We start from the raw sequence: 22,919 nt of genomic DNA, 5'->3' as shown, positions 1-22,919 counted from the left end.
CCTGTCGACGCCTCGATGCGTCGCCGATCCAAGGGGATAAGACCAATGACCGCCCTCCGCCTCGCTCACCTTGCCGCTTTGGGCGCCGCCGGCCTGACGCTCGCCGCCGCCGCGACCGGCGCCCACGCCCAGGAGGCCTTCACGCCCGCCGCCAAGGGGACCTGGCAGGTCAACCTGCGCGCCACCAGCGTCGCGCCCGACGCGGGCGACCCGATCGTCACCTCGGCCGGGGTCGCCAGCGGCCTGAAGGCCGACGTCAAGGATGACGTCAAGCCGACGCTGGGGGTCTCCTACTTCCTGACCGACAAGCTCGCCGTCGAGGTGATCGCCGGCACGACCCAGCACACCGTCAAGGCCGTGGGGCCGGGGACCGACGTGGTCGTGCACAAGACCTGGGTGCTGCCGCCGGTGGTCTCGGCCCAATACCACTTCGCGCCTAAGGCCCGCTTCAACCCCTATGTCGGCGCGGGACTGAACTACATGATCTTCTACAGCGGCAAGGACCGTAACGGCTTCACCGTCGATCTCGACGACGGCTTCGGCTACGCGCTGCAGGCGGGCGCCGACATTGCCGTGAAGGGTCCCTACGTCATCAATGTCGACGTCAAGAAGGTGTGGTTCGAGACCGACGCCAAGATCAACGGCGGCGCGCTGAAGTCGAAGGTGAACCTGGATCCGATGGTGGTTTCGGTGGGCGTGGGGCGGCGGTTCTAGTTCCCGGAAACCTCAACACTCCCGTCATTCCCGCCACAAGGGCGGGAAGGACGGGAGGGAAGCTGAAGGCCTCAGCCCTCCACCGTTCCCGCCGCCGGGGTCTCGTGCAGTTCCCGCTCGATGGCCGCGGCCTTCTGGGCCAGGGCCAGCAGGGCGGGGGGCGCGTCCTCGGGATGGTCGCCGACCAGCGTCATGATCTCGCGCGAAAGGGCGTGCAGGCGCGGGGCGGCGGCGATCAGCTTGGCCTGGAACTCGATCTTGCGCGGGTCGCGGTCGTACTCGGCCCCGGGCGTGCGCCAGCCGCCCCAGTCGTTGGTGTCGGTGACCACGACCGGATAGGTGCCGGGGAAGGGGTGGTGCAGGCAGTCGCCCTCCTGCTGCCACTTGTTGCGGGCCCGCAGCACGCGCCAGTTCGACAGCACGCCGCCTTCCTGCGGGTCCATCCTGTCTTCGGGCTTGAGTTCATGGGCCAGGAATTCGCGGCCCAGACCCACGTCGTAGGTCACCCGCACCGGCTCGTCGAAGCCCTTGGCCCAGATGGGCACGATCTTCTCGATCGTCGCCCAGGCGCCGACGCTCTCGACCCACACCTTCTGGTTCCGCTGGAAGACGGTCTTGGCCATGGGACTCCGAAACGACGGCTGACTCGCGATAAGCGGCTATAAAATCTCGAAATCCTTGACGCCGGGTCAATCTTTCCAGGCGTTTCGACCTGGGTCATCGTCTCTTCAACGGCCGTCGCCAAGAGCGGCCGCAGGGAGAAACGGCCGTGGATTTCGACTATTCCGACGACCAGAAGTTCCTCAAGGACGAGGCCCGCAAGTTCCTGGGCGGGCGCTGTCCGCCCGCGGTGGTGCGCGGCGTGCTCGACGATCCGGCCAGGAGCTATGATGCGCCCCTGTGGGCCGCGGTGGCCGAACAGGGCTGGCTGGGCGCGGCCATTCCCGAGGAGCACGGCGGCCTGGGCCTTGGCCGGGTCGAGCTTTGCGCCATCGCCGAGGAGCTGGGGCGCGCGGTCGCTCCGATCCCCTTCGCCTCCACCGTCTACATCCTGGCCGAGGCCGTCATGGCCCACGGCACGGCCGCCCAGAAGGCCGCCATCCTGCCCCGCGTCGCCGCGGGCGAGCTGATCGGGGCCCTGGCCGTCAGCGAGGGCCCCGGCGCGCTCACCCCCTCGGCCCTGTCGGCCCGGGTGGAGGGCGGCAGGCTTTCGGGCGTGAAGATCCCCGTCACCGACGGCGACGTCGCCCACACCGCCATCGTCCTGGCCGGCGAGGGCGGCAAGCCCGGCCTCTTCCTGGTCGACCTGACCGGCCCCGGCGTGAAGCGCGAGACCCTGGAGAGCCTGGACCCCACCCGCAGCGTGGCCCGGCTCACCTTCGACGGCGCGGCCGCCGAGCGGTTGGGCGGGGCGGGCGAGGGCTTCGACCTCGTGCAGGCCATTCTCGACCGCGCCGCCGTGCTGCTGGCCTTCGAACAGCTGGGCGGCGCCGACCGCTGCCTGGAGATGGCCAAGGAGTACGCCCTGGGCCGCTACGCCTTCGGGCGCGTGATCGCCGGCTACCAGGCCATCAAGCACAAGCTGGCCGACATGTACGTCAAGAACGAGGTCGCCCGCTCCAACGCCTATTACGGCGCCTGGGCGCTCAACGACGATGCTCCCGAGCTGCCCACGGCCGCCGCCGCCGCCCGCATCGCCGCCTCCGAGGCGTTCTGGTTCGCTGCCAAGGAAAGCGTCCAGGTGCACGGCGGCATGGGCTTCACCTGGGAGGTGGATTGCCACCTCTACTACCGCCGCTCGCGGCAGCTCTCCCTGGTCGCCGGCTCGCCGAGGCTCTGGAAGGAGCGGCTGGTCAGCGAGCTCGAGAAGAAGAACGCGGCTTAAGGGAGAACAGGACAATGGACTTCAACGACTCCCCCACCGAAGCCGCCTACCGCGAAAAGGCCCGCGCCTGGCTGGCCGAGGCCGCCGTCGCCCACCGGGCCGAGCATGGCGAGCCCAAGGCCAACACGCCCGAGCACATGGCCGCCGCCAAGGCCTGGCAGGCCCGCAAGGCCGCCGCCGGCTACGCCTGCATCACCTGGCCCGCGGCGGTGGGCGGGGGCGGTGGCACGCCGATCGAATCCGTCATCTTCGGCCAGGAAGAGGGCAAGGCCGGCGTCGCCTACGGCTACTTCACCATCGGCCTTGGCATGTGCGTGCCCACGGTCATGGCCTTCTCCGACACCGACACCAAGAAGCGCTTCGTCTCGCCGGCCGTGAAGGGCGAGGAGATCTGGTGCCAGCTGTTCTCCGAGCCGGCCGGGGGCTCCGACGTCGCGGCCCTGCGCACGCGGGCGGTCAGGGACGGCGACGAGTGGGTGATCAACGGCCAGAAGGTCTGGACCACCGGCGCCCACTACAGCGACTTCGGCATCCTTCTCACGCGGACGGATCCCGACGTGCCCAAGCACAAGGGCCTGACCATGTTCTGGATCGACATGCGCGATCCGGCCGTGGAGTGTCGGCCGATCCACCAGATGTCGGGCGGGCGCGAGTTCAACGAGGTCTATTTCAGCGACCTGCGGGTCAAGGACAGCCAACGCCTGGGCGAGGTGGGGCAGGGATGGCAGGTGGCCCTGGTCACCCTGATGAACGAGCGCCTGGCGGTCGGCGGTTCGGCCGGCCCCAACTACCGCGAGGTCATGGAGCTCGCCCGCGCCCTGCCGGGCGAAGACGGTCCGGCGCTGTCCAACGACGCCTTCCGCGAGAAGCTGGCCGACTGGTTCGTGGCCTCGCAGGGGCTGAAGTTCACCCGTTTCCGCACCATGACCGCCCTGTCGCGCGGCCAGACGCCGGGCCCGGAAAGCTCGATCGGCAAGATCATCTCGGCCAACCAGTTGCAGGACCTGGCCAACACCGCCGTCGAGATGCAGGGCGAATACGGCATCCTCAGCGGCCCCGAAGCCGCCGCCGGCGCGGCCTTCCAGCAAAGCCTGATGTGGGCGCCGGGCCTGCGCATCGCCGGCGGCACCGACGAGATCCTCAAGAACATCATCGCCGAACGGGTGCTGGGCCTGCCCGGTGACGTGCGGGTCGACAAGGACGTGGCGTTCAAGGATATGCCGACGGGAAGGTAGGCGACGACGACAGGGGGCGGCATGGCGGGCGGCGACGGACGTTCGGTGGTTCCTGCCCGGTTGCCCGACGACTTTCTGGGGCGGCTTGTCGTCGACTGCCCGGCGTGCGGCGGGTTCGCGGTGATCCTGCCGCGCGATCCCTCCGACGTGCGGGCGTCCGCCGCGCGCCGGATGGTCTGTCGCGACTGCGGGGCGACGCGGGAACGGCCGCAGACGCCGAACGGCGCGCCGATCGACCCGTTCATGGGCCTGGCGCCCCGCTTCCGCGCGGTGACCCGTCATGGCGACCTCGTGGCCTGGAACGAGGATCATCTCGACTATCTCGAAACCTACCTGTCGGGCCGCATCAGGGTGGAGCAGGGGCCGGCCGATCCAGCCGGGCCACGCAATCGGACCGTCGTCTCGCGGCTGCCGGCCTGGGCCAAGTCGGCGAAGAATCGGGACGAGATCCTGAGGGCCGTCGAGCGGGTGAGACGCGAGCGCGGTTGAGCTAGAAACCGTGAAAATACACGGACTTCGCCAGCTCCTGCCCGCCAAAACCCGTTCCATTTCAGGCACGTCAAACAAGAGTTGATGAACGTTGGTCGGCGAGCTTGACAGTCTCGGGGCGGGCGGCTCATGAACGACTCTCCGATCATGGTTAACGGCGTGCGGGAGGGGGAGCGATGCACGAGGCCGGCGATGCTGTTGCGCTCCTCCGCAGGCTGAGGCGCGCGGGCGCCCATCTCCTCGAAAACAGGCGTCGTCTGATCCGCCGGGTTCCGCTGGGCGCGGTGGCGGCGGTGGCCGTGCTGCCGTTGTTCGGCTGCGACTTCTCCGCGCCGCAGCTGTTCGCCAAGCGGGCGACGGCCTGTCCGCGCCCGCAGGCGGCGCAGGGCGCCTCGGGCCAGTTCAACCAGCAGCAGATCGAGATCCGCAACCTGCGCCAGGGCGGGTTCCGCGGCGACTTCTTCGCCCAGCTGGAGCTGGCCCGCCGCTACGAGGGCCAGCGGACCAGCGACAAGAACCTCGACGATCCGGTCGAGGCGGCCGCCTGGTACGCCATGGCCCTGGCCAATCCGTCCGGCTACGCGCCGATCGCCGCCTACGAGCCGCGCGGCAAGCCGGGCAAGGCGCTGTCGCGCTTCGACGACTGCCGCGCCTTCGAGCGCCACGCCGCCTATGGCGCGCTCGACCGCCAGCTGTCGCGGATGTCGACCGAGGAGCGCGAAGAGGTCAGGAACCGGGTGATCTACATCCTGTCGACGCAGGGGGCCGACGGCTATCGCACCCTGGCGCGGATGCACGACGGCTATTTCGGGCCCTATGGCGAGCCGTCCGACAACCTGCAGGCCGTCGAGGCTTATGGCGACCGCAAGCGCATCGGCGCGCCGGCGGCGCTGGACCTGTTCCGCCGCAACGACATCGACGCCTATCTCTACAACTACCTGGCGGTGCAGACGGGCGACGTGTCGGCCTATGTGATGCTCAAGGACTTCGAGCGCTCCTCGCCGCAGCGGGCCTCGTACGGCGGCTTCGTCGAGACCAAGGCCAAGCGCTGGATCCCGCCCTACGAGTTCTATCCGCCGGATTCGCCCGATTCCGGCGTGCCCCATTCCGACGAGAGCGATCCGGCCGGCGAGGCCAAGGAAGCCGCGTTGGCCCGCCTGCACGAACTGCCGTTCGTGCACATCGGCGAGGCGCTGTCGTACCTTAGGATCATCCCCGCGCCGCTGCTCGACGAGCGGCTGCTGTCGCTCAATGACGCCCAGACCTTCCAGGCCTCGATCGGCCGACCCACGACCGGCCGCCTGACGCCGATCGAGAAGGTGAGGGCGGTGCAGTACGCGGCCGTCAACGGCTCGTCCAAGGCCCAGCTCGTTCTTGCGGTGATGTACTCCGAGGGCGTCGGCGTGCCGCGCGACTACGCCCGGGCCTATCACTGGTACGAGGAGGCCGAGCGCCAGGGTTCGCCCGAGGCCAAGTACGCCATGTCGACCTTCTTCTCGCTGGGCCTGCAGGGCGTGGCCGACCAGGACCGGGCCAAGGCGGTGGTCTACCAGCTGGACGCGGCCCTGGCCGGCTTCAAGCCGTCGGCCTGGCGGCTGCAGCAGTTGCTGGCCCAGGTCTCGCGCCCGCCGCGCGGCCCGGGCGAGCGGCCCCAGCCCTATGCGGCGCGGGCCTATGTGGCCCCGACCAGCGCCGGCCCGGTCGAGGCTACGCCCATCAACACCCCTCGCGGGGACGCCGCCCGCCCCGATGCTGAAAGGGACTATCGATGAAGCGCCTCGCACCCTTCGCGGCGGCTCTCGTCGTCCTGGGCCTGGCGGGCGCCGCGCCGCAGGTCGCCGTGGCCTCGCCCGACGCCAAGGTCGACCAGCAGATCCGCCCGTGTTTCGGCCTGCTGCTCGAACCCAACCTGTCGAAGGGCTGCGGCGTGCGCCGGCCGGTCAAGCGCAAGCCGCCGCGCCGGCCCTACTATCCCGGCGGCGGCTATGCGCCGTACCGCACGGTGGTCGATTGCGACGTCGCCTATCCGGGCGAGGTGAACGAGGTGCTGTCGCGCCTCTATGACGGCGACACCCTGACCCTGGTCTCGCGCAACGGCGGAGCCTGCCTGGAGTCGCTCAGCGTCACCCGCTCGGTGGTGATCACCGCCCGTGACTACAGCCCCTCGCGCACCCGGCCGATCCTGATCGCGCCGGCCGACCAGCCCTGCATCCGCATCGCCCCGGGCGTGGCCTTCGTGGTGCTGCAGAACCTGGGCCTGGAAGCCTCGCGCGGCGGTTCGGCCTCCTGCATCGTGGGCCGCGCCACCGAGCTGGCCTTGAAGGGCGTGGTCGTGCGCTATGACGGCGAGGCCTCGGCCATCGACGTCGCCGACAGCCGGGTGGAGATGATCGAAACGGCCTTCGTCGGCCGCACCCGCGCGCCGGTGGTCAAGCTGTCGGGCAGCCTGCAGGCCCAGGACATCGACGTGGCCGCCACCGCCATCGGCATGGCCGTCGAGACCGGTCGCGACAGCCGCCTGCGCGACATTCGTGTGGTGCGCCTGGGCGACTGGAGCGGCTCCTCGCGCACCCGCAACTCGGCCGGCTTCGTGTTGACCGGCGTCAACCGCGACCAGCTGGTGCAGATCGACGGCCTGTCGACCGACGGCTTCTCGCGCGGCATCTACATCAGCGGCGGCGAAACCACCCTGCAGCGCCCCGTCGTGCGCGACAGCGACTGGGCGGTGGTGCTGGAAGGCGCCGACCTGCGCGTGCTGGACGGCCGGCTCGAAGCCGCCGACGTCGGCATCTACGCCGCCTCGGGCGTGGTCTACGCCTCGGACAACGCCATCGCCGGGGTGATGCGGGCGGGGCTGTTCGCCGACAGCGGGGCCCAGATCCGCGCCCGCGACAACCGGGTCTTCGCCCATCCGGGCGGTTGCGAGGCCCTGGTCACCGGCTATTTCGACGGCGCGCTGACCTGCCGTCCGTGGTTCGAGGCGCCGGAGCTGTTCCGCACGCCGCGCGACCGGGCCCGCGTCGACTACGACAGCTACTGGCCGGCCGGCGCGGTGGCGGTGCTGTCGGGACCGCCATCGGGCGCCCTGGCCGGCGGTCCCGCCGATCCCTACGAGGCCTCGGCCGCCGCCGGCGGTCCGGTTGGTCCGTCCACCGGCACGCCCACCCGCCCGCAAGGAGGTCCGCGATGATCCGCCTGTTCGCATCCAGCGTCCTGGCCCTGTCGCTCGTCGCCAGCGCGGTCCAGGCCCAGCCGACGGCCGGCAAGCGGCCCGGACCGGGCGGTCGCGGCGGCCCCTGCGGCGCGCCCCTGACCGGCCAGGCCCCCGACGTCATGACCTATGACCGCGCCAGCGGCACCCAGGTGTTCGTCAGCGGCCAGGGCGGGACCGAGGTGTCGGCCTTCAACCAGCGCACCGGCTCGTCGGCGGGGATGCGGGGCGACCTGTCCAAGCCGGGCGTGACCGAGGCCTGCGCCTCCGACGCCCTGACCGGCGACGGCTACGCGGTGACCTCGCGTGGGCCGGGCGACATCGCCGTGGTCGGCCGCGACGGCCAGACCGGCGAGCGCTGGGCGATCAAGCGCTCTGACGGCACGACCGAATACTGGGATCCGCGCGGCGAGCACCGCTGCTTCCGCGGCAGCCTGGGCATCTTCCCCGGCGCGCGCGGATGCTGAGCCGGCTTTCGCTGCTGGGCCTCGCCGCCGTGGTCCTGACCGCCTGCGCCACGCCGCACGGCCACCGTCCGCCCCCGCCGCCGCATCCCTCGCAAGTCACGCCGCCGCCCCCGCCGATCGAGGCGATCCGCCCGAAGGTGTGATCAGAAAACCCTCTCTCAAAGAGAGAGGGAGGGGCCCGCCGCGAAGCGGTGGGAGGGTGAGAGGTTTCACCGCTGGCCGGATGGTGCGCGGCCTCGAAGATCAAATCTTTCGTCATCCCGGAAAGCCCGAAGGGCTTATCCGGGACCCAGGGGCGGGCGCAGTGCGGTGATCCCTGGGTCCCGGCTCTACAGTCCGCTTCGCGGACCTTCGGCCGGGATGACGACCTGGGGTGGTTGAGGTTGTCTATTCGGTGAGTTTGTCACCTCTCACCCTCCCATGGCTGCGCCATGGGCCCCTCCCTCTCTCAAAGAGAGAGGGTTTCTTCTAAGGCCCCACCGTCGCCTTCATCTCCGGCGGCCGCCTGCGCATCGTCGCCTGTTCGTAGGCGTAGCCCAGGCTCAGCAGGCGGGCTTCGCTCCAGGCCGGGCCGATGAACGACAGCCCCACCGGCAGGCCCTCGACCTGGCCCATGGGCACGGTCAGGTGCGGATAGCCGGCCACGGCGGGCAGGGTGGTGGCCGAGGCGCCGTAGTGGTCGCCGTTGACTGGATCGATTGTCCAGGCCGGCCCGGTGGTCGGGGCGACGATGGCGACCGCGCCGGTTTCCTTGAGGATCCGGTCGATGCCTTCCGGCCCCGCCAGGCGCTTGGCGTCGGCCTTGGCCTTCAGGTAGTCGGGATCATCCAGGCCCTTGGTCGCTTGCGCCCGCTCGAAGGTCTCCTGGCCGAACCAGCGCAGTTCCTCCGGCGTGGCGGCGTTGAAGGCGATCAGGTCGGCCAGGGTGCGGGTCTGAACCTTCTTCGGGTCGGTCGAGGCCAGGTAGGCGGCGATGTCGGCCTTGAACTCGGTGAACAGCACCAGGCCCTCGGCCTTGCCGACCGGGCCCTCGTCGAAGGCCTTCACCTCGACCAGCTTGGCGCCCTGGGCCGCCAGGTCCTTCAGCGCCTGCTCGAACACGGCGTCGGTCCTGGGGGAATCCCCGGTGTAGAACCGCGCCACCGCCAGGGTGACGCCCTTCAGCGACGTCTTCGACAGGCCCGCGGCGTAGTCGCTCTTGCGGGCGTCGGCCTCGGCGGTCGCCGGATCGGCGGGATCCGAGCCGGCCATGGCGGTCAGCAGCAGGGCCGCGTCGCGCACCGTGGTGGTCATCGGACCGGCCGTGTCCTGGCTGTGGCTGATCGGCACGACATGGGTGCGCGAGACGAGGCCCACGGTCGGTTTCAGGCCCACCAGGCCGTTCATGGCGGCGGGGCAGGTGATCGAGCCGTCGGTCTCGGTGCCGATCGCCGCCGTCGCCAGGCCCGACGCCACCGCCGCGCCCGAACCGCTGGATGAGCCGCAGGCGCTGCGGTCCAGCGCGTAGGGGTTGCGGGTCAGGCCGCCCACGGCGCTCCAGCCGCTGGTCGAGCGCGACGAGCGGATGTTGGCCCATTCCGACAAGTTGGCCTTGCCCAGCACCACCATGCCGGCCGCGCGCAGCCGGGCGACCAGCGGGGCGTCGCGGCCGGTGACGTTGTCCTTCAGCGCCAGCGACCCGGCGGTGGTGGCCATCGGGTCGGCGGTCTCGATATTGTCCTTGATCAGGATCGGCAGGCCGTGCAGCGGGCCGCGCGTCTTGCCTGTCTTGCGCTCGGCGTCGAGGGCGCGGGCGATCTTCAGGGCGTCGGGATTGAAGGCCAGCACGGCGTTGGTCCGGTTGCCGAAGTAGTGCTGCACGGTCAGGCGGCCCAGCACGGCGTCCTCGGCGGTCAGCTCGCCGGAGGCCTGCAGCGCCTGTTCGTCGGCGAGGCTCATCTGCGGGCCGACGAAGGCGACGTGCGCGACCTCGTCCTCGGCGTCCTTGGAAAGCGAGGCGAGGAACTCGGCCGGCGTCTGCGGCCTTGCCGCCTCCGGCGAGGCCAGGGCCGGCCCGGCCAGCAGCAAGGCGGCCCCGCCGGCCAGCAACAGACGCTTCATCCCCACGATCCGTCCCCCTGTCACATGTAGAAACGGCCCCGACCGTGAAGTCGGGGCCGCTGATCGATCACTCGCCCTTGAGCTTGCGGTCGAAGAAGTCGAGGTGCGTCTTCATCACGTGCAGGCCCTTGGAGCGGCTGCGGATGACGCTGTGGCGCTCGCCCGGATAGAGCATGGTCTCGAAGGCGATGCCCTTCTTCTGCAGCGCCGCCAGCACGCGGGTGCTGTTTTCGAAGATCACGTTGTCGTCGGCCATGCCGTGGATCAGCATCAGGCTGCCGGGCTTGAGCTTGTCGACGCGGCCCAGGAAGTCCGAGGCCGCATAGCCGGCCTTGTTCTCGTCGGGCTTGCCCATGAACTGCTCGGTGTAGTGGGTGTCGTAGAGGCCCCACTCGGTCGGCGGCGCGCCCGAGACGCCGGCCTTGAAGGGCGTGCCCTCGGCGGTCAGCATCATCAGGGTCATGAAGCCGCCGTACGACCAGCCCATCACGCCCAGGCGTTCGGGGTCGACATAGGGCAGGGTCTTCAGGAAGGCCGCGCCGACGAACTGGTCCTCGACCTCGACCGTGCCCATGCGGCGGTCCAGCGCCGTCTTGAACGCCGTCGAGCGGTTGGACGAGCCGCGGTTGTCCAGCTTGAACACCACGTAGCCGGCGTTGGCGAAGGCCTCGTCGTTGACGCCCCAGCTCTTGGTCACGCGCTGGGCGTGAGGGCCGCCATACACCGAGACGATCACCGGATACTTCTTGGCCGCGTCGAAGTTCGCCGGCTTCAGCAGCGAGTAGTGCAGCACCTGGCCGTCGGCGGCCTTCAGCGTGCCGAACTCCGGAACCAGGTGGTCGGCGGCGTAGGGCGCGTAGGGGTGGGCGGCGTCGAGCCTGTTCTCCTCGATCCAGCGCACGCGCTTGCCGGCGGTGTCGTAGAGCGCCGTCTGTGGCGGGGTCTTCGGGTCCGAGTACGTGCCGACGAAGGCGCCGTTGGCGGCGACCTTCGTGGTCCACCAGCCGCCGGCCGAGGTCAGGGCCTTGGGCGCGGCGGGCTTGATGTAGGAGACCGAATAGAGCCGGCGCTCGATCGGCGTGTCGATCGAGGCGCTGAAGAACACCAGGCCGCGCTTTTCGTCGACCTCGTCGACGGCCTCGATCTTGTCGACCGGCCAGTCGCCCTTGGTCACCTGCGCCAGCAGCTTGCCGTCGGCGGCGTAGTGATAGAGGTGCTTGTTCCCCGACTTCTCCGACGACCACAGGAACGAGCCGTCCTTCAGCGGGCGGAAGTCGTCGTGCAGCTCCACCCAGTGCGGGTCGGTCTCGGTCAGGATGGTCTTGCCCGAGCCCTTGGCCGGATCGAAGGCGATCAGGTCGAGGGTCTTCTGGTCGCGGCTCTGGCGCTGGACGTAGAGGGTCTTGCCGTCCTTCGACCAGGCCACGCGGGCCAGGTAGATGTCCTTGTCGGCGCCCAGGTCGATCTGCACCACCTTGCCCGAGGCCAGGTCCTTGACGAACAGGTCGACGACGGCGTTCGGGCGGCCGGCGCGGGGATAGCGCTGGTCGATCACGGTCGCGCCCGACGGGCCGATGTCGGCGCGCGGCACGATGTCGACGCCGCTCTCGTCGACGCGGGTATAGGCGATCAGGCGCTCGTCCGGCGACCACCAGTAGCCGGTGTCGCGGTCCATCTCCTCCTGGGCGATGAACTCGGCCACGCCGAACGACAGGGCGCCCTTGCCCTCGGTCGTCACCGCCGTCTCCTCGCCGCCGGCCAGCGGGCGCACATAGAGGTTCTGGTCGCGGACATAGGAGACGAACCTGCCCTTGGGCGAGACCTTGGCGTCGACCTCGTCGCCCGGGGTCTGGGTCAGGCGGGTCACCTTGCCGTCGGCGACGCTGTCGACATAGAGGTCGCCGTCCAGCGGCACGAGCACGAAGCGGCCCTCGCTGTCCCAGCTGTATTCGACGACGCCGCGGGCCAGCACCCGGGCGCGCTCGCGACGGGCGATCTCGGCTTCCGACAGCGCCTTGTCGCCCGACGACAGCGCGTTGGCGTCGATCAGCCGGTAGGGCTCGCCGCCTTTCACGTCCACCGCCCACAGGTCCTGCACGTTGGCGGCCTCGGCCTTGGCCTTCAGGTAGGTCACCCGCTTGCCGTCCGGCGACAGCGCCACGCCCTTGGCGGTCGGCCCGTTGATGTCCGGATCGGAGAACAGGCGCTCGGGGGTGAGTTTTTCGGCCATCACGGGAGAGGCCAGGGCGAGACAGGCCGAGAGGGCCATGAGCGAGGGACGGATCATGGCGCGGACGCTAGAGCCCCGCACGTGCGTTGCCAAGCTCCGCTTGAGAATCGTTACAATATAACATAACGGAAATACGCATCGTGGATCGGTCTCGCCGACTTGCCGCGTCCCCCTTCGTCATTTCCTTCCCGGACAGCGTGCCCCCTTGCGTAGATTTCTGCTCGCCTTCGCCTCGCTCCTGCCGCTCGCGGCCGTCCCCGCCCATGCCGAGGAAGGAGGCGAGACCCCCACCGCCGTGCAGCCCGTCCTCGTCGAGGGCGTCCAGGGCGAGCTCGGCCCCGTCCTGACCGCCTCGCGCTCGGTTCTGGCCGGCGAGACGCTGGCCCGCTTGCGCGCCGCGAGCCTGGGCGAGACCCTGGCCAAGACCCCGGGCGTGCAGAACAGCGCCTTCGGCCCCGCGGCCGGACGTCCCGAAATCCGCGGCCAGTCGGGGCCGCGCGTGGCGCTGCTGGTCAACGGCATGCCCTCGCGCGACGCCTCGACCCTGTCGGGCGATCACGCCGCCCCGATCGAGCCGTTCCTGGCCGACCGCATCGTCGTGTCCAAGGGCCCGGCTTCGGTGCTGAACGGCGGCCAGGCGGTCGGCGGCGCGGTCGATGTGAGCGACGGCCGTATCCCCGCCAGCGTTCCGGCTCAGGCCTTCTCGGGCCGGGCCGAGATCAGCGGCGGCTACAACACCGGCTCGGCCGCCATGGCCAGGCTCGACGGGGGCCAGGGCGAGTGGGCCTGGCATTTCGACGCCCTCTATCGCGACGTTCCCGACCTGCGCATTCCCGGCGGCTCCAAGGATGCGGCCTGCCGCACCTGGAAGACGCTGGTGTCCAACGTCTACGCCCAGACCCTGTGCCAGGTGCGTCTGTCCAATCCGACCTGGGTGCGCGACCCGGCCACCGGCCTCTGGGTCGACGCCACCCCGCCCGAGCGCCAGGTGATCACCGACCGCTATCCCGGCGCGGAGGGGCGGCTGTCCAACAGCGGCCTGACGACGAAGGTCGCCACGCTGGGCGCCAGCCGGATCACCGCCGACGGCTATTTCGGCGCGTCTGTGCAGCGCTATGTCAGCGACTATGGCGTGCCGGGCTTCGCCTACATCACCTCCAGCCATCCGCAGCCGTCGCCGATCGCCCTGCAGGTTCGCTCGACGCGGTTCGACGTCAAGGGCGGCCTGACGCCCGACGCCCTGGGCGTGGCGCGGATCGACTTCGCCCTGGCCCGCACCGAAGGCGACGATCGCGAGGTGATCGATGGCCAGCCCCACACCCGCCTTCGCACCACGGCCGACGACCTGCGCATCGACGTGACCCACAAGCCCTTTGCGGGCTTCACGGGCCTGGTCGGCGTGCAGGCCAGCCAGCGCGACCTCGCCACCGACGGCGCCAAGGCCTACCTGCCGTCGGTCGCCACCCGCGAGGACGCCGTCTACTGGACCGAGCAGTTCGCCTGGCGCGCCCTGACCGTGAAGGCCGGCGCCCGCGCGGGCCGCACGCGCTACGACGTCGACGAGGCCACCATCCGTCCGGGTCGTGGCCTGGGCTCGCTGGCCAAGGATCGCGACTATTCCACCACCGACCTGTCGGGCTCCGTGCGCTACGACGTGATCGAGGGCCTGTTCGTCGAGGCCCGCTACGACGAGACCGAGCGCGCGCCGTCGCTGATCGAGCTCTACGCCAACGGCGACCACTTCGGCATCCTCACCGAAGAGCAGGGCGACGCCCGCCTGAAGGTCGAGCGGGCCAAGACCGCCGAGCTGGGCGCGGGCTTCCAGCGCGGCCGCTATCGCCTGACGGCGGCGGCCTATCGCACCGACTACGACAACTATCTCTATCTGGGGAACACCGGGGTCTCGCGAACCCTGCCGGTGCGCGAATGGCGCCAGGGCGACACCCGGATCGAGGGGCTGGAGATCGAGGGCTCGGTGGCCTTCCGCGGCACGGCCGTCGGCGACGTCGTGCTCGGCGGCTTCGTCGATCGGGTGCGCAGTAAGCCCCGCTTCACCCTGCCGGACGGCTACAGCCCCTTCACTTCGTCCAAGACCACGGCCGAGTGGGACAAGGAGTATTTCCGCCGCAACCTCGACGGCGACTACCTGCCGCGCATGCCGGTCTCACGCTTCGGGGGCGACGTATCGTGGTCGCGGGGCGTCTGGAGCGCCAGCCTGGGCGCCGTCCGCTACGAGAAACAGGACCGGGTCGCCAAGAGCGAGGCGCCTACGGCGGCCTACACCCTGGTCGACGCCCATGCCGCCTACGGTTTCGAAGCCCGCGGCGCCAGGTGGGAAGCCTTCGTCGACGCGACCAACCTGCTCGACGAGGAGGCCCGGGCCCACAACTCGTTCCTGCGCTACCGCGCGCCGATGGCGGGCCGGGCGGCGCGCGTGGGGCTCCGGGCGCGGTTCTAGAACCAACCACGCACAATCTTCGTCATCCCGGCCGCAGCGAAGCGGAGAGCCGGGACCCAGGGGCCGCCGTAATGCATCGGCGACCGTTGGCGGCGGCCGACACCCCCGCGCGGGCGGCCCCTGGGTCCCGGGTCTGCGGAGCGCTTTCGCGCTCCGCAGACCCGGGATGACGACGTGAAGGTGGCTTTACTTCCCAAACCGCCGCCCCAGCCAGTCGATGATCGCCGCGTTCACCTCGGCGGGCTTTTCCTGCTGGGTCCAGTGGCCGCTGCCCTCGATGAGCACTTTCTCCAGGTCGTCGATCTGGTCGCCCATGCGGTCGGCCAGGCTCGGCGGCAGCACCACGTCGTGCTCGGCCATGATCATCAGGCAGGGGACGCCGTCGATGCGGCGGGGCAGGGGCTCGGACCGTTCCCAGTTGCGGGTGAAGTTGCGGTACCAGTTGATCGGTCCGGTGAAGCCGCCCGCCTCGAACGCCTCCACATAGACGCCCCGCTCCTCGTCGCTGAGGAACTGCTTGTCGTCGGTCGCCGGATCGTAGTGCTCCAGCGCCAGTTGCAGGGCCAGCGAGCGGCGCTCGGCCGGGCGCGAGGAGAAGCCGACCACGCTGTCGCCGGGCAGGCGCATGAAGAAGCGCATGGTCTTGTCGACGTCCTGGGCGAACAGGGCGTCGGCCGCGCCGGGCGTCTGGAAGTGCACGATGTACATGTCCGGCCCGTAGGCGGCCTTGAACATCTCGATGGGGTCGATCGGCAGGCGCGGCACGAACGGGGTGTTCAGCCCGATGATCCCGGCCACGCGATCCGGATGCAGCAGCGGCATGGCCCAGACGATGATGCCGCCCCAGTCGTGGCCGCAGAAGATCGCCTTCTCCACGCCCAGGTGATCGAGCAGGCCGACAAGGTCGCCCGTCAGGTGCTCCATGTCGTAGTCGGTGACGGCGGCGGGCTTGCCCGTCAGGCCGTAGCCGCGCTGGTCGGGGGCGATCACCCAGTAACCGGCCTGCGCGAGGGCTGCGACCTGATGTCGCCACGAATAGGCCAGTTCGGGAAAGCCGTGGGAGAAGACGATGGGAACGCCCTGGCGCGGTCCGGCCTCGTAATAGGCCATCCGCAAGCCGTTGATGTCGGCGAACTGCGGCTGCGGCCAGGTCTGCGCGGCGGCCATCGGCGTCTCCCTTGTTATGTTATCGCTGGTCAGATTGCGGGGGCGTGATCGACCGGGCAAGCGATAAAGGGTTTCCGTCGCGGCGGACGGGAGTAGAAGGCGCCCATGACTTCCGCCGCTTCCGCTTCCCCCTCCGCCACGCCCTGGCGGCTCGTCCTGCTTTTGGGGGCGCTGACGGCCTTCGCGCCGATGTCGATCGACATGTACCTGTCCAGCTTCCCGGCCATCGGCCAGACGCTGAAGGCGGGTCCCGAGCAGGTCCAGCTGACCCTGGCGACCTTCTTCGCCGGCATGGCCATCGGCCAGTTCCTCTACGGCCCGGCGTCCGACCGCCTGGGCCGGCGCGCGCCGATCCTGCTGGGCGTGGTCATCTACACCGTCGCCTCGGTGACCTGCGCGCTCGCGCCGAACATCGAGGTGCTGCTGGGCGCCCGCTTCGTCCAGGCCCTGGGCGGCTGCGCCGGGGCGGTGGTGGCCCGCGCGGTGGTGCGCGATCGCTTCGACCATGCCGAGACGGCCCGGGTGCTGTCGCTGATGACCCTGATCATGGGCCTGGCGCCGGTGCTGGCGCCGCAGCTGGGCGGCCTGATCTTCGCCCTGGCCGGCTGGCGGGCGGTGTTCGGGGTGATGGCCTTGTTCGGCCTGGCCATCGGCCTGTGGGTGCTGCTGGGCCTCAAGGAGTCGCGCTCCGAAGAGACCGCCGCCCAGGCCCGGGCCGAGAACCCGCTGCGCGCCTTCGCCCTGCTGCTGCGCGAAAAGCGCCTCCTGGGCTACGGCATCGCAGGCGCCCTGAACGGCTCGGTGCTGTTCACCTACATCTCGACCTCGCCCGACCTGGTGATGGGCACCTACGGCCACTCGCCGCTGGTCTTCAACATCGTCTTCGCGGCGAACGCCGTGGGCATCATCGGCGCCAGCCAGGTCAACCGCCTGCTGCTGCGCCGCTTCAAGCCCGACGAGGTGCTGACCCGCGCGAGCCTGGCCTCCACGACCCTGGCCCTGGTGCTGAGTTTCTTCGCCTGGACGGGCCTGGGCGGCGAGTGGACCGTGCTGCCGGTCCTGTTCCTGGCGCTGTCGACCTACGGCCTGATGTCGGGCAACACCATGGCCGGCGCGCTCAGCGTCGACCCGCGCCGGGCCGGCTCGATCTCGGCCCTGATGGGCGGCACCTCGTTCGGCGCCGGCGCCGTGGCCGCCTGGGCCGGCGGCCTGCTGCACGACGGCACCCCGCGCCCGGTGGCGATCGTGATGTTCGCCTGCCTGGTCGGCTCCAGCCTGGCGATCTTCCTGCTGGCCGTGCCGAAGAAGGCGGCGGCTTAGGCCTAGCCCCAAATCCGCCGTCATCCCGGCCGTAGCGAAGCGAAGAGCCGGGACCCAGGGGACTGGGCGCAGCGCCTGGATCCTCCACCCGGCGACGGCCGACGCATTGCGCCGGCCCCTGGGTCCCGGGTCTGCGGCCCGCTTCGCGGACCTACGCCCGGGATGACGGCTTAGGGGTTCTAAGGCCCAGTCGGCCGCAGCCCGAACCAGCCGCCGTCGGCGTCGAACAGCACATCGACATGGCGCAGCGCGTGACGGCCGGTGTTCACGAACGCCGTCGGCATCGGCGAATTGACCAGCACCTGGGTCGGCGCGATCGCGTCGCCCTGGCCTGTCGTGAAGGCCAGGGTCGTGGCCGGGGCGGTGGGCACGGTGATGGTCACCGTCTGGCCGTCCGTCAGCACCGTCGACTGGGCCTTGTCGTTGTTGTTGGTCTGCGTCCGCGTCTGCAGGGCGGCCGGATCGGCCACGCCCAGGTACATGGTCGGGATGCCGGTATCGATCAGCAGCGCGCCGGGCTGGGCGGGCAGGCCGCCGGCCGCCACCTGCATCGGCGCCTGCGGCCAGTCCATGGCGCCGTTGGGACCCTGCTGGCCCAGCTTCACGAACCGGAAGCCGCCGGTGTTGGCCGGCGTCAGGCCCACGTGCACGCCGCCCTGGGTCACCACGTAGCCTCGCCGATAGGTCTTCGGCGCGATGGGCCGGCCGTCGATGGCCACGAGGTTCAGCAGCGGGTTCTTCTGCGGCGTGCCCTGCGTCTGGCCGTTGCCCTCGCGCCCGAAGCCGACGCCCATATAGGCGATGCCCTTGGGCATGGTGATCGTGGCCTTGGGCGCCGCGCAGGTCCCCGGCGAGGACTTCACGTCGTAGCCGGGGCAGTCGTGTTCGATGTCGACCACCAGGATCGGAACCTGCGCCCGCGCCAGCTCCGCTCCCGCCGCGTCGACGAAGGCGACGCTGGTGGGGACCCAGTGGCCCACCCACAGCCGCTTGCTGCTGCTCAGGAACTCCCAGCCGCGCGGATAGGCCTTGGCCTTGTCGGCCGACCAGCCGGGCAGGTCGACGGCCGAGATCACCACCCCGGTCGAGCCGGTGTCCATCACCACCGGCGGCGGCGCATAGGCGCCCAGCGGGCCGTCCAGCCGCAGCGACACGGTCGGCGGGCCGTCGAACGGCGCCTGTCCAGCCGCCCAGGGTGTGAAGGGAATGAAGCGGCCCTGGTCGTAGGGCTGAAGGTCCGGCCCCGCCTGCGAACAGGCCTGGGTGGTCAGCGTGGTCGACGCCAGCAGTAGGGCCGCGCAGCCCTGGAGTGTCCGGATCGGTCGCATGAAGCCTGTCCTCCCTGGGTGGAGTTCACATCGCCTCGTGCAACTTAGAATGATCTATCCGCGCCTTTGCAAGCGTGGCTAGGCCTGGTCGGCGACCTTGCCGGCGCTCCAGGCCAGGACCAGCCAGCCGGCCAGGAAGGCCACGCCGCCGATCGGCGTGATCGCCCCCAGGATGCGCGGGCCGCCGAAGGCCATGGCGTACAGCGTGCCCGAGAACACCAGCGTCCCAAGCATGAAGAGGCCGGCGGCCAGGCCGCCGGAGCGTCCCGTCGCCCGCGCCACGGCGAAGGCGGCGAACACCGCCAGCGCGTGGGTCATCTCGTAGAGCGCGCCGGTCTTCAGCAGTTCGGCCGGACGCGCCTCGTGCACGCCATGGGCGGCGAAGGCCCCGACGGCCACCGAGACGAAGCCGCTGAGGGCGGCCAGGCGCAGGTACAGCTTCGGGGTCCAGATCTTCGCCATGGGCCTAGCGGTGCTTCTCGTGCTGGGTCACTTCGTCGGGCTTGATGTCGATCACGCTCGGCGCGGCGGCGTTGTATTGCTCGGTCTTGTGCAGGTCCATGACGACGCTGCGGTGGCCTTCCCAGATCATGTGCAGGGCGACGTACAGCACGATGGCCAGGCCCACGAAGCCGATCCAGCGGTGCTTGTGCAGCAGCTTGGCGATGGCGTTGGCGGCCAGGCCCATCAGGGCGATCGACAGCAAGAGGCCGAACACCAGGATGCCCGGGTGCTCGCGGGCGGCGCCGGCCACGGCCAGCACGTTGTCCAGCGACATCGAGACGTCGGCGATCAGCACCTGCAGGAAGGCGCTCTTGAAGCTCTTGGCCGGCTTGGCGCGCGGTTCGGTGGTCGGGTCGCTGTCGAGCACGGCGGCCGCGTCGGCCTCGTCGTGGTGCGCCTGGTCGCGCATCTCGCGCCACATCTTCCAGCACACCCACAACAGCAGGAAGCCGCCGGCCAGCAGCAGGCCCACCACGCCCAGCAGCCAGGTGGTGATCAGCGCGAAACCGATGCGCAGCACCACGGCCGCGCCCAGCCCGTAGAGGATGACCTTCTTGCGGTCCTTCACCGGCAGGCCGCCGGCGGCCAGGCCCACGGCCACGGCGTTGTCGCCGGCCAGGACGAGGTCGATCATCAGGACCTGGAGGAAGGCGGCGGCGGGGCCGTCGGGCGTGAAGAGCGTTTCGAGCATGCGGTCTCAATGGGGCAGGCGGCGCGCCCTGGCAAGGGTTGGAAAAAGGGGCCGGAAACGAAAGCGGCGCGCCCCGGTCGGGGACGCGCCGCTGAAGCCGTCGAAAGCGCCGATCCTAGTGGACCGGCTCGGGCTCGCGATGGGTTTCCTCGCTGGCGGGCTCGGCATGGACGACCGGTTCGGCCGCCGGTTCGACATGGGCCTGTTCGCTGACGTGCTGCACCTGCGGGCTGTCGTCGGCGGGAGCGGGGAAGGGCTCGTGCTCGGTCGCCTGGGCGGCGGCCTCCTCGGCCTTGGCTTCCTGGTGGTGGTTGAACATCGCCGTGGCCGCGGCCCCGGCGATCGCGCCGCCGGCGGCGGCCACCATCGGGTTCACATAGGCCACGTCCTGCGACTTGGGCGTGTCGAACTCCGGCTCGTTGCGGCCGTAGTCGGTCAGGGTGCGGAACTTGCGGCGACGCTCGGCCCGTTCCTTGGCCTTGGCCGCGTTGCGCGAGATCGCCACCAGGATGATCAGCGCCAGCAGAACCAGGCCCGCGCCCAGCAGCGACTTGCCCGGAACCTTGCCGATCCCCGGCACCTCGTACTGGGTGTCCAGGAAGGCCGGCAGCTTGAAGCCCTCGACCGCTTCCTTGGCCTTCGCGGGCGCGGCGGCGACCTGCTTGCTGATCGAGCCCAGCGAGAACGGCTGGGCCGGCTTGGCGCCATCCAGCGAGGCGCCGAACGAGGTGGTCAGCTGGCCGTTGGCCTCGGGCGTCGGCTTGACCTGCCAGGCGAAGGTGGTCGGCTCGCCCGGCTTGACGGTCGCGGTTTGGCGGCCGTTCGGGGTGATCTCGTAGCCCTTGCCCTCGAGGTCGGCATAGGCGCTGACCTTCTTGGCCGGCTTGCCGATGCCCAGCTTGGCGGCCTGCTGCTTGATCATGTCGCCCAGCGTGGCCGGCAGCGACAGGGTGACCTGGCCTTCCTTGCCGGTCTTCAGGCTTTCGGCGGTGGCCAGCACCGCGCCGCTGGTGGCGGCGGGGGCGACGGCGGCCTGCAGCTTCTCGACCTTGGGCGACAGCTTGGCGGCGGCGGGCGCGGCCGGGACGACGACGGGCGTCGGGGCCTTGGCCAGCTTCTCCGGCTTGGCCGGCGGCGCGACCGGCTTCAACGCCGGGGCCTGGGCCACGGCCTTGGGCGCCGGCGCGACGGGCGCGGCCTTCACCGGCGCCGGCTTGGCGGCGACGACGGCGGGCTTGGGCGCGGGCTTGGCTGCGATCGGAGCCGGCTTGGCCGCGACCGGCGCGGGACGCGCGGCGGCGACCTGGGCCGGACGGGCGTGGTGCGGCTTGGGATGCGGACGGGCCGCCGGCTTGCCTTCACGCGGATTGGCGATCGGGCGCATGGCGGTGACCAGCGTGCCGTCGGGCCGGCGCCAGGTCTTCAGGCGCGAATCGCCGCTGGTGACCGCGACCGGCTTGGGCTGGGCGATCGGACCGCCCAGCAGGCCGTCGGCCGGCGGGGCCTCGGCCGTCGCCGGCGGCGCGCCCAGCAGTTCGGATTTCTCGACGGGCGGCGGCGGCGCCGGCTCGTTCAAGGCCGACGACGTGTCGGCCGGCTGCTTGGCGCCGCACCCCGCCAGCGCCAGCACGACAACGGCGGACGAGGCCAGGGCCGCCGTCCGGAACTTCATCTGCAACATCGGGTCCCCCGATCCCATGCTTCAAATCCTTCGCGGGCAAGGCTCGCGGAGGTACTCGTCCGCGAGGAAAACACGTCGTTGCGACGAAATCAAAACGGTTAATCGGGATTCACGAACCGATTTCCCCCTTCAGGCGAACTCGTGACGTTTCATAGAGCGCGATCGCCGCCGCGGCGGACACGTTCAGGCTCTCGAAGCCGCCCGGCATGGGGATTTTTCCCATCGCGTCGCAGTGCTCGGCCACCAGGCGGCGCACGCCTTCGCCTTCCGAACCCAGCACCAGCACGGTCGGACCGCCGTCCAGCACCTCTTCCAGGCTGGCCTCGGCCTCGCCGGCCAGGGCCACGGCCCGCCAGCCCAGGTCCGCCAGTTCCTCGAGGGCCCGCGAAAGATTGACCACGCGCGCGTAGGGCACCTTGTCGACCGCGCCGACGGCGGTCTTGGCCAGCACGCCGGAGAGGGCGGGGGCGTGGCGGTCCTGCAGCACCGCGCCCTTCACGCCGAACGCGGCGGCCGAGCGGAAGATCGCGCCGACGTTCTGCGGGTCGGTGATCTGGTCCAGCATGACGATCACGCCCTGGGCCGGCGTGCCCAGTTCGGCCAGCGACAGCGGCTCGGGCTCGGCGACCTTCATGGCGATGCCCTGGTGCACCGCGCCCTGCGGTAGAAGCCTGGCGATGTCGCCCGTCTCCAGGATCTGCAGAGCGGGGTGACGCTGGAGATTCGGCGCGAGTCGCTTGGCCCGCTCCGGCGTCACCAAAAGGCGCTTGGCGGGCGGCCTGGCGGGGTTCGAAAGCGCCGCTTCGACCGCGTGATTCCCCCAGATCCATTCCTTGTCGTCGCCGGCCGGCTTGGAAAAGGTCTTGGTTTTCTGAGGTTTGGAGCGATTTTCACGTTCTGGCGCTTTTGGCCTTCTACGGTCGTTGCGTTCAGAATGAGAGGACACTATAAGACGCGCTCCGATTTGGGGGCCACGAGGTTCCGCGAGCCGGTCCGGCGGTGCTTAAGCACAGTCCGTTCCTGCTCAAAGAGCTTTTGTTCCTCGATCCACAGTAGCCGTTTGACACGGCCGCGAAGATCGAAGATATGGCCGCCTCTTCCGGTAGTTCACATCGCGCCGTGGGGGAATGTCCCGAGCGGCAAAGGGGGCGGACTGTAAATCCGCTGCGAAAGCTTCGAAGGTTCGAGTCCTTCTTCCCCCACCACGCGCGATGAACACCGGAAGGAGGGCTTGAGGCCCCCGAGCCAAGAGACGGGAGCCGACGCGACCCCGCTGCCAGTTACAGCTAGGCCCAAGTCTAGCTTACCAGGGCGGGTATAGCACAATGGTAGTGCAGCAGCCTTCCAAGCTGAGGATGCGGGTTCGATTCCCGCTACCCGCTCCAGCTCCCCCGAAAAGTTAGACGTAATCAATCAGCCGCCGGCGCGAAGGTAGAGAC

19 protein-coding genes and 2 tRNA genes are annotated in these 22,919 nt (G+C 70.2%); 12 read left to right on the top strand and 9 right to left on the bottom strand.

The genetic code is table 11. The features are described 5' to 3' along the window. Positions 1-45: 45 nt before the first annotated feature. On the top strand, positions 46-714 hold the full coding sequence (locus G5B46_RS16080; protein WP_165260300.1) for an OmpW family outer membrane protein: 669 nt from the start codon (positions 46-48) through the stop codon (positions 712-714). 71 nt (positions 715-785) lie between these two features. On the opposite strand, the gene G5B46_RS16075 is transcribed toward G5B46_RS16080, so the two are convergent. Continuing rightward, positions 786-1,337: a hypothetical protein gene (locus G5B46_RS16075; RefSeq protein ID WP_165260298.1), complete on the bottom strand. Its 552-nt coding sequence runs from the start codon at positions 1,335-1,337 to the stop codon at positions 786-788. A 146-nt stretch (positions 1,338-1,483) separates the two neighbouring features. Here G5B46_RS16075 and G5B46_RS16070 point away from each other — a divergent pair, with 146 nt between their 5' ends. The 7 genes from G5B46_RS16070 (at position 1,484) to G5B46_RS16040 (ending at position 8,144) form a co-directional block, all read left to right on the top strand. Next, on the top strand, positions 1,484-2,599 hold the full coding sequence (locus G5B46_RS16070) for an acyl-CoA dehydrogenase family protein (RefSeq protein WP_165260296.1): 1,116 nt from the start codon (positions 1,484-1,486) through the stop codon (positions 2,597-2,599). Positions 2,600-2,613: 14 nt separating this feature from the next. Continuing rightward, entirely contained in the window at positions 2,614-3,834 is a 1,221-nt protein-coding gene (locus G5B46_RS16065; protein WP_165260294.1) for an acyl-CoA dehydrogenase family protein, read from the top strand. Between the two features lie 21 nt (positions 3,835-3,855). After that, entirely contained in the window at positions 3,856-4,323 is a 468-nt protein-coding gene (locus tag G5B46_RS16060) for a hypothetical protein (protein ID WP_165260292.1), read from the top strand. Positions 4,324-4,499: 176 nt separating this feature from the next. Continuing rightward, positions 4,500-6,095 (top strand): tetratricopeptide repeat protein, encoded by a 1,596-nt coding sequence (locus G5B46_RS16055; RefSeq protein WP_165260290.1) that lies wholly within the window; start codon positions 4,500-4,502, stop codon positions 6,093-6,095. Continuing rightward, positions 6,092-7,513, top strand: a complete 1,422-nt coding sequence (locus tag G5B46_RS16050) for a hypothetical protein (protein WP_165260288.1) — start codon at positions 6,092-6,094, stop codon at positions 7,511-7,513. The genes G5B46_RS16055 and G5B46_RS16050 overlap by 4 nt, the downstream gene beginning before the upstream one ends. After that, positions 7,510-8,001: a hypothetical protein gene (locus G5B46_RS16045; RefSeq protein WP_165260286.1), complete on the top strand. Its 492-nt coding sequence runs from the start codon at positions 7,510-7,512 to the stop codon at positions 7,999-8,001. The genes G5B46_RS16050 and G5B46_RS16045 overlap by 4 nt, the downstream gene beginning before the upstream one ends. Further along, entirely contained in the window at positions 7,995-8,144 is a 150-nt protein-coding gene (locus tag G5B46_RS16040) for a hypothetical protein (RefSeq protein ID WP_165260284.1), read from the top strand. The genes G5B46_RS16045 and G5B46_RS16040 overlap by 7 nt, the downstream gene beginning before the upstream one ends. Positions 8,145-8,469: 325 nt before the next feature. Here the strand turns inward: G5B46_RS16040 and G5B46_RS16035 are convergent, their stop codons facing one another. Both G5B46_RS16035 and G5B46_RS16030 read right to left on the bottom strand, forming a co-directional pair. Further along, positions 8,470-10,101, bottom strand: a complete 1,632-nt coding sequence (locus tag G5B46_RS16035) for an amidase (protein ID WP_165260282.1) — start codon at positions 10,099-10,101, stop codon at positions 8,470-8,472. Positions 10,102-10,168: 67 nt separating this feature from the next. Then, positions 10,169-12,388: a S9 family peptidase gene (locus G5B46_RS16030; RefSeq protein ID WP_165260280.1), complete on the bottom strand. Its 2,220-nt coding sequence runs from the start codon at positions 12,386-12,388 to the stop codon at positions 10,169-10,171. 148 nt (positions 12,389-12,536) lie between these two features. Between G5B46_RS16030 and G5B46_RS16025 the strand changes: the two genes are divergently transcribed. Continuing rightward, the gene (locus tag G5B46_RS16025) at positions 12,537-14,789 is read left to right on the top strand and encodes a TonB-dependent receptor (protein WP_165260278.1); all 2,253 of its coding nucleotides are present in this window, start codon (positions 12,537-12,539) and stop codon (positions 14,787-14,789) included. Positions 14,790-14,975: 186 nt separating this feature from the next. Here G5B46_RS16025 and G5B46_RS16020 read toward each other — a convergent pair whose 3' ends face one another. Continuing rightward, positions 14,976-15,956: an alpha/beta hydrolase gene (locus tag G5B46_RS16020; RefSeq protein WP_165260276.1), complete on the bottom strand. Its 981-nt coding sequence runs from the start codon at positions 15,954-15,956 to the stop codon at positions 14,976-14,978. Positions 15,957-16,061: 105 nt separating this feature from the next. Here G5B46_RS16020 and G5B46_RS16015 point away from each other — a divergent pair, with 105 nt between their 5' ends. Then, on the top strand, positions 16,062-17,276 hold the full coding sequence (locus tag G5B46_RS16015; RefSeq protein ID WP_165260274.1) for a multidrug effflux MFS transporter: 1,215 nt from the start codon (positions 16,062-16,064) through the stop codon (positions 17,274-17,276). 179 nt (positions 17,277-17,455) lie between these two features. Here the strand turns inward: G5B46_RS16015 and G5B46_RS16010 are convergent, their stop codons facing one another. The 5 genes from G5B46_RS16010 to rlmB form a co-directional block, all read right to left on the bottom strand. After that, positions 17,456-18,604 carry a hypothetical protein gene (locus tag G5B46_RS16010; RefSeq protein ID WP_165260272.1) on the bottom strand — a complete coding sequence of 383 codons (1,149 nt, stop codon included), beginning with the start codon at positions 18,602-18,604 and terminating at the stop codon, positions 17,456-17,458. Between the two features lie 78 nt (positions 18,605-18,682). Next, positions 18,683-19,066 carry a DUF423 domain-containing protein gene (locus G5B46_RS16005; RefSeq protein ID WP_165260270.1) on the bottom strand — a complete coding sequence of 128 codons (384 nt, stop codon included), beginning with the start codon at positions 19,064-19,066 and terminating at the stop codon, positions 18,683-18,685. Positions 19,067-19,070: 4 nt separating this feature from the next. Then, positions 19,071-19,799, bottom strand: coding sequence for a TerC family protein (locus G5B46_RS16000; protein ID WP_165260268.1), 729 nt, complete (start codon positions 19,797-19,799; stop codon positions 19,071-19,073). Positions 19,800-19,914: 115 nt separating this feature from the next. Further along, positions 19,915-21,498, bottom strand: coding sequence for a hypothetical protein (locus G5B46_RS24205; protein WP_205691720.1), 1,584 nt, complete (start codon positions 21,496-21,498; stop codon positions 19,915-19,917). 91 nt (positions 21,499-21,589) lie between these two features. Further along, entirely contained in the window at positions 21,590-22,426 is an 837-nt protein-coding gene (gene rlmB, locus G5B46_RS15990) for a 23S rRNA (guanosine(2251)-2'-O)-methyltransferase RlmB (RefSeq protein WP_165260266.1), read from the bottom strand. 175 nt (positions 22,427-22,601) lie between these two features. Here rlmB and G5B46_RS15985 point away from each other — a divergent pair. Then, a tRNA-Tyr gene (locus tag G5B46_RS15985) sits at positions 22,602-22,685 on the top strand. Positions 22,686-22,791: 106 nt separating this feature from the next. Next, positions 22,792-22,865 (top strand) — tRNA-Gly (locus tag G5B46_RS15980). Positions 22,866-22,919: the final 54 nt, after the last annotated feature.

Source organism: Caulobacter sp. 602-2, from assembly GCF_011043625.1.
Classification (GTDB): Bacteria; Pseudomonadota; Alphaproteobacteria; order Caulobacterales; family Caulobacteraceae; genus Caulobacter.
This window is presented reverse-complemented; position numbering and strand designations above follow the sequence as displayed.

What these genes read in the sequence shown, in the direction of transcription:
- G5B46_RS16080 (WP_165260300.1), top strand. Translation starts at nt 46, where the DNA reads ATGACCGCCCTCCGCCTCGCTCACCTTGCCGCTTTGGGCGCCGCCGGC.
- G5B46_RS16075 (WP_165260298.1), bottom strand. Translation starts at nt 1,337, where the DNA reads ATGGCCAAGACCGTCTTCCAGCGGAACCAGAAGGTGTGGGTCGAGAGC.
- G5B46_RS16065 (WP_165260294.1), top strand. Translation starts at nt 2,614, where the DNA reads ATGGACTTCAACGACTCCCCCACCGAAGCCGCCTACCGCGAAAAGGCC.
- G5B46_RS16060 (WP_165260292.1), top strand. Translation starts at nt 3,856, where the DNA reads ATGGCGGGCGGCGACGGACGTTCGGTGGTTCCTGCCCGGTTGCCCGAC.
- G5B46_RS16055 (WP_165260290.1), top strand. Translation starts at nt 4,500, where the DNA reads ATGCACGAGGCCGGCGATGCTGTTGCGCTCCTCCGCAGGCTGAGGCGC.
- G5B46_RS16050 (WP_165260288.1), top strand. Translation starts at nt 6,092, where the DNA reads ATGAAGCGCCTCGCACCCTTCGCGGCGGCTCTCGTCGTCCTGGGCCTG.
- G5B46_RS16045 (WP_165260286.1), top strand. Translation starts at nt 7,510, where the DNA reads ATGATCCGCCTGTTCGCATCCAGCGTCCTGGCCCTGTCGCTCGTCGCC.
- G5B46_RS16040 (WP_165260284.1), top strand. Translation starts at nt 7,995, where the DNA reads ATGCTGAGCCGGCTTTCGCTGCTGGGCCTCGCCGCCGTGGTCCTGACC.
- G5B46_RS16035 (WP_165260282.1), bottom strand. Translation starts at nt 10,101, where the DNA reads ATGAAGCGTCTGTTGCTGGCCGGCGGGGCCGCCTTGCTGCTGGCCGGG.
- G5B46_RS16030 (WP_165260280.1), bottom strand. Translation starts at nt 12,388, where the DNA reads ATGATCCGTCCCTCGCTCATGGCCCTCTCGGCCTGTCTCGCCCTGGCC.
- G5B46_RS16020 (WP_165260276.1), bottom strand. Translation starts at nt 15,956, where the DNA reads ATGGCCGCCGCGCAGACCTGGCCGCAGCCGCAGTTCGCCGACATCAAC.
- G5B46_RS16015 (WP_165260274.1), top strand. Translation starts at nt 16,062, where the DNA reads ATGACTTCCGCCGCTTCCGCTTCCCCCTCCGCCACGCCCTGGCGGCTC.
- G5B46_RS16010 (WP_165260272.1), bottom strand. Translation starts at nt 18,604, where the DNA reads ATGCGACCGATCCGGACACTCCAGGGCTGCGCGGCCCTACTGCTGGCG.
- G5B46_RS16005 (WP_165260270.1), bottom strand. Translation starts at nt 19,066, where the DNA reads ATGGCGAAGATCTGGACCCCGAAGCTGTACCTGCGCCTGGCCGCCCTC.
- G5B46_RS16000 (WP_165260268.1), bottom strand. Translation starts at nt 19,799, where the DNA reads ATGCTCGAAACGCTCTTCACGCCCGACGGCCCCGCCGCCGCCTTCCTC.
- G5B46_RS24205 (WP_205691720.1), bottom strand. Translation starts at nt 21,498, where the DNA reads ATGGGATCGGGGGACCCGATGTTGCAGATGAAGTTCCGGACGGCGGCC.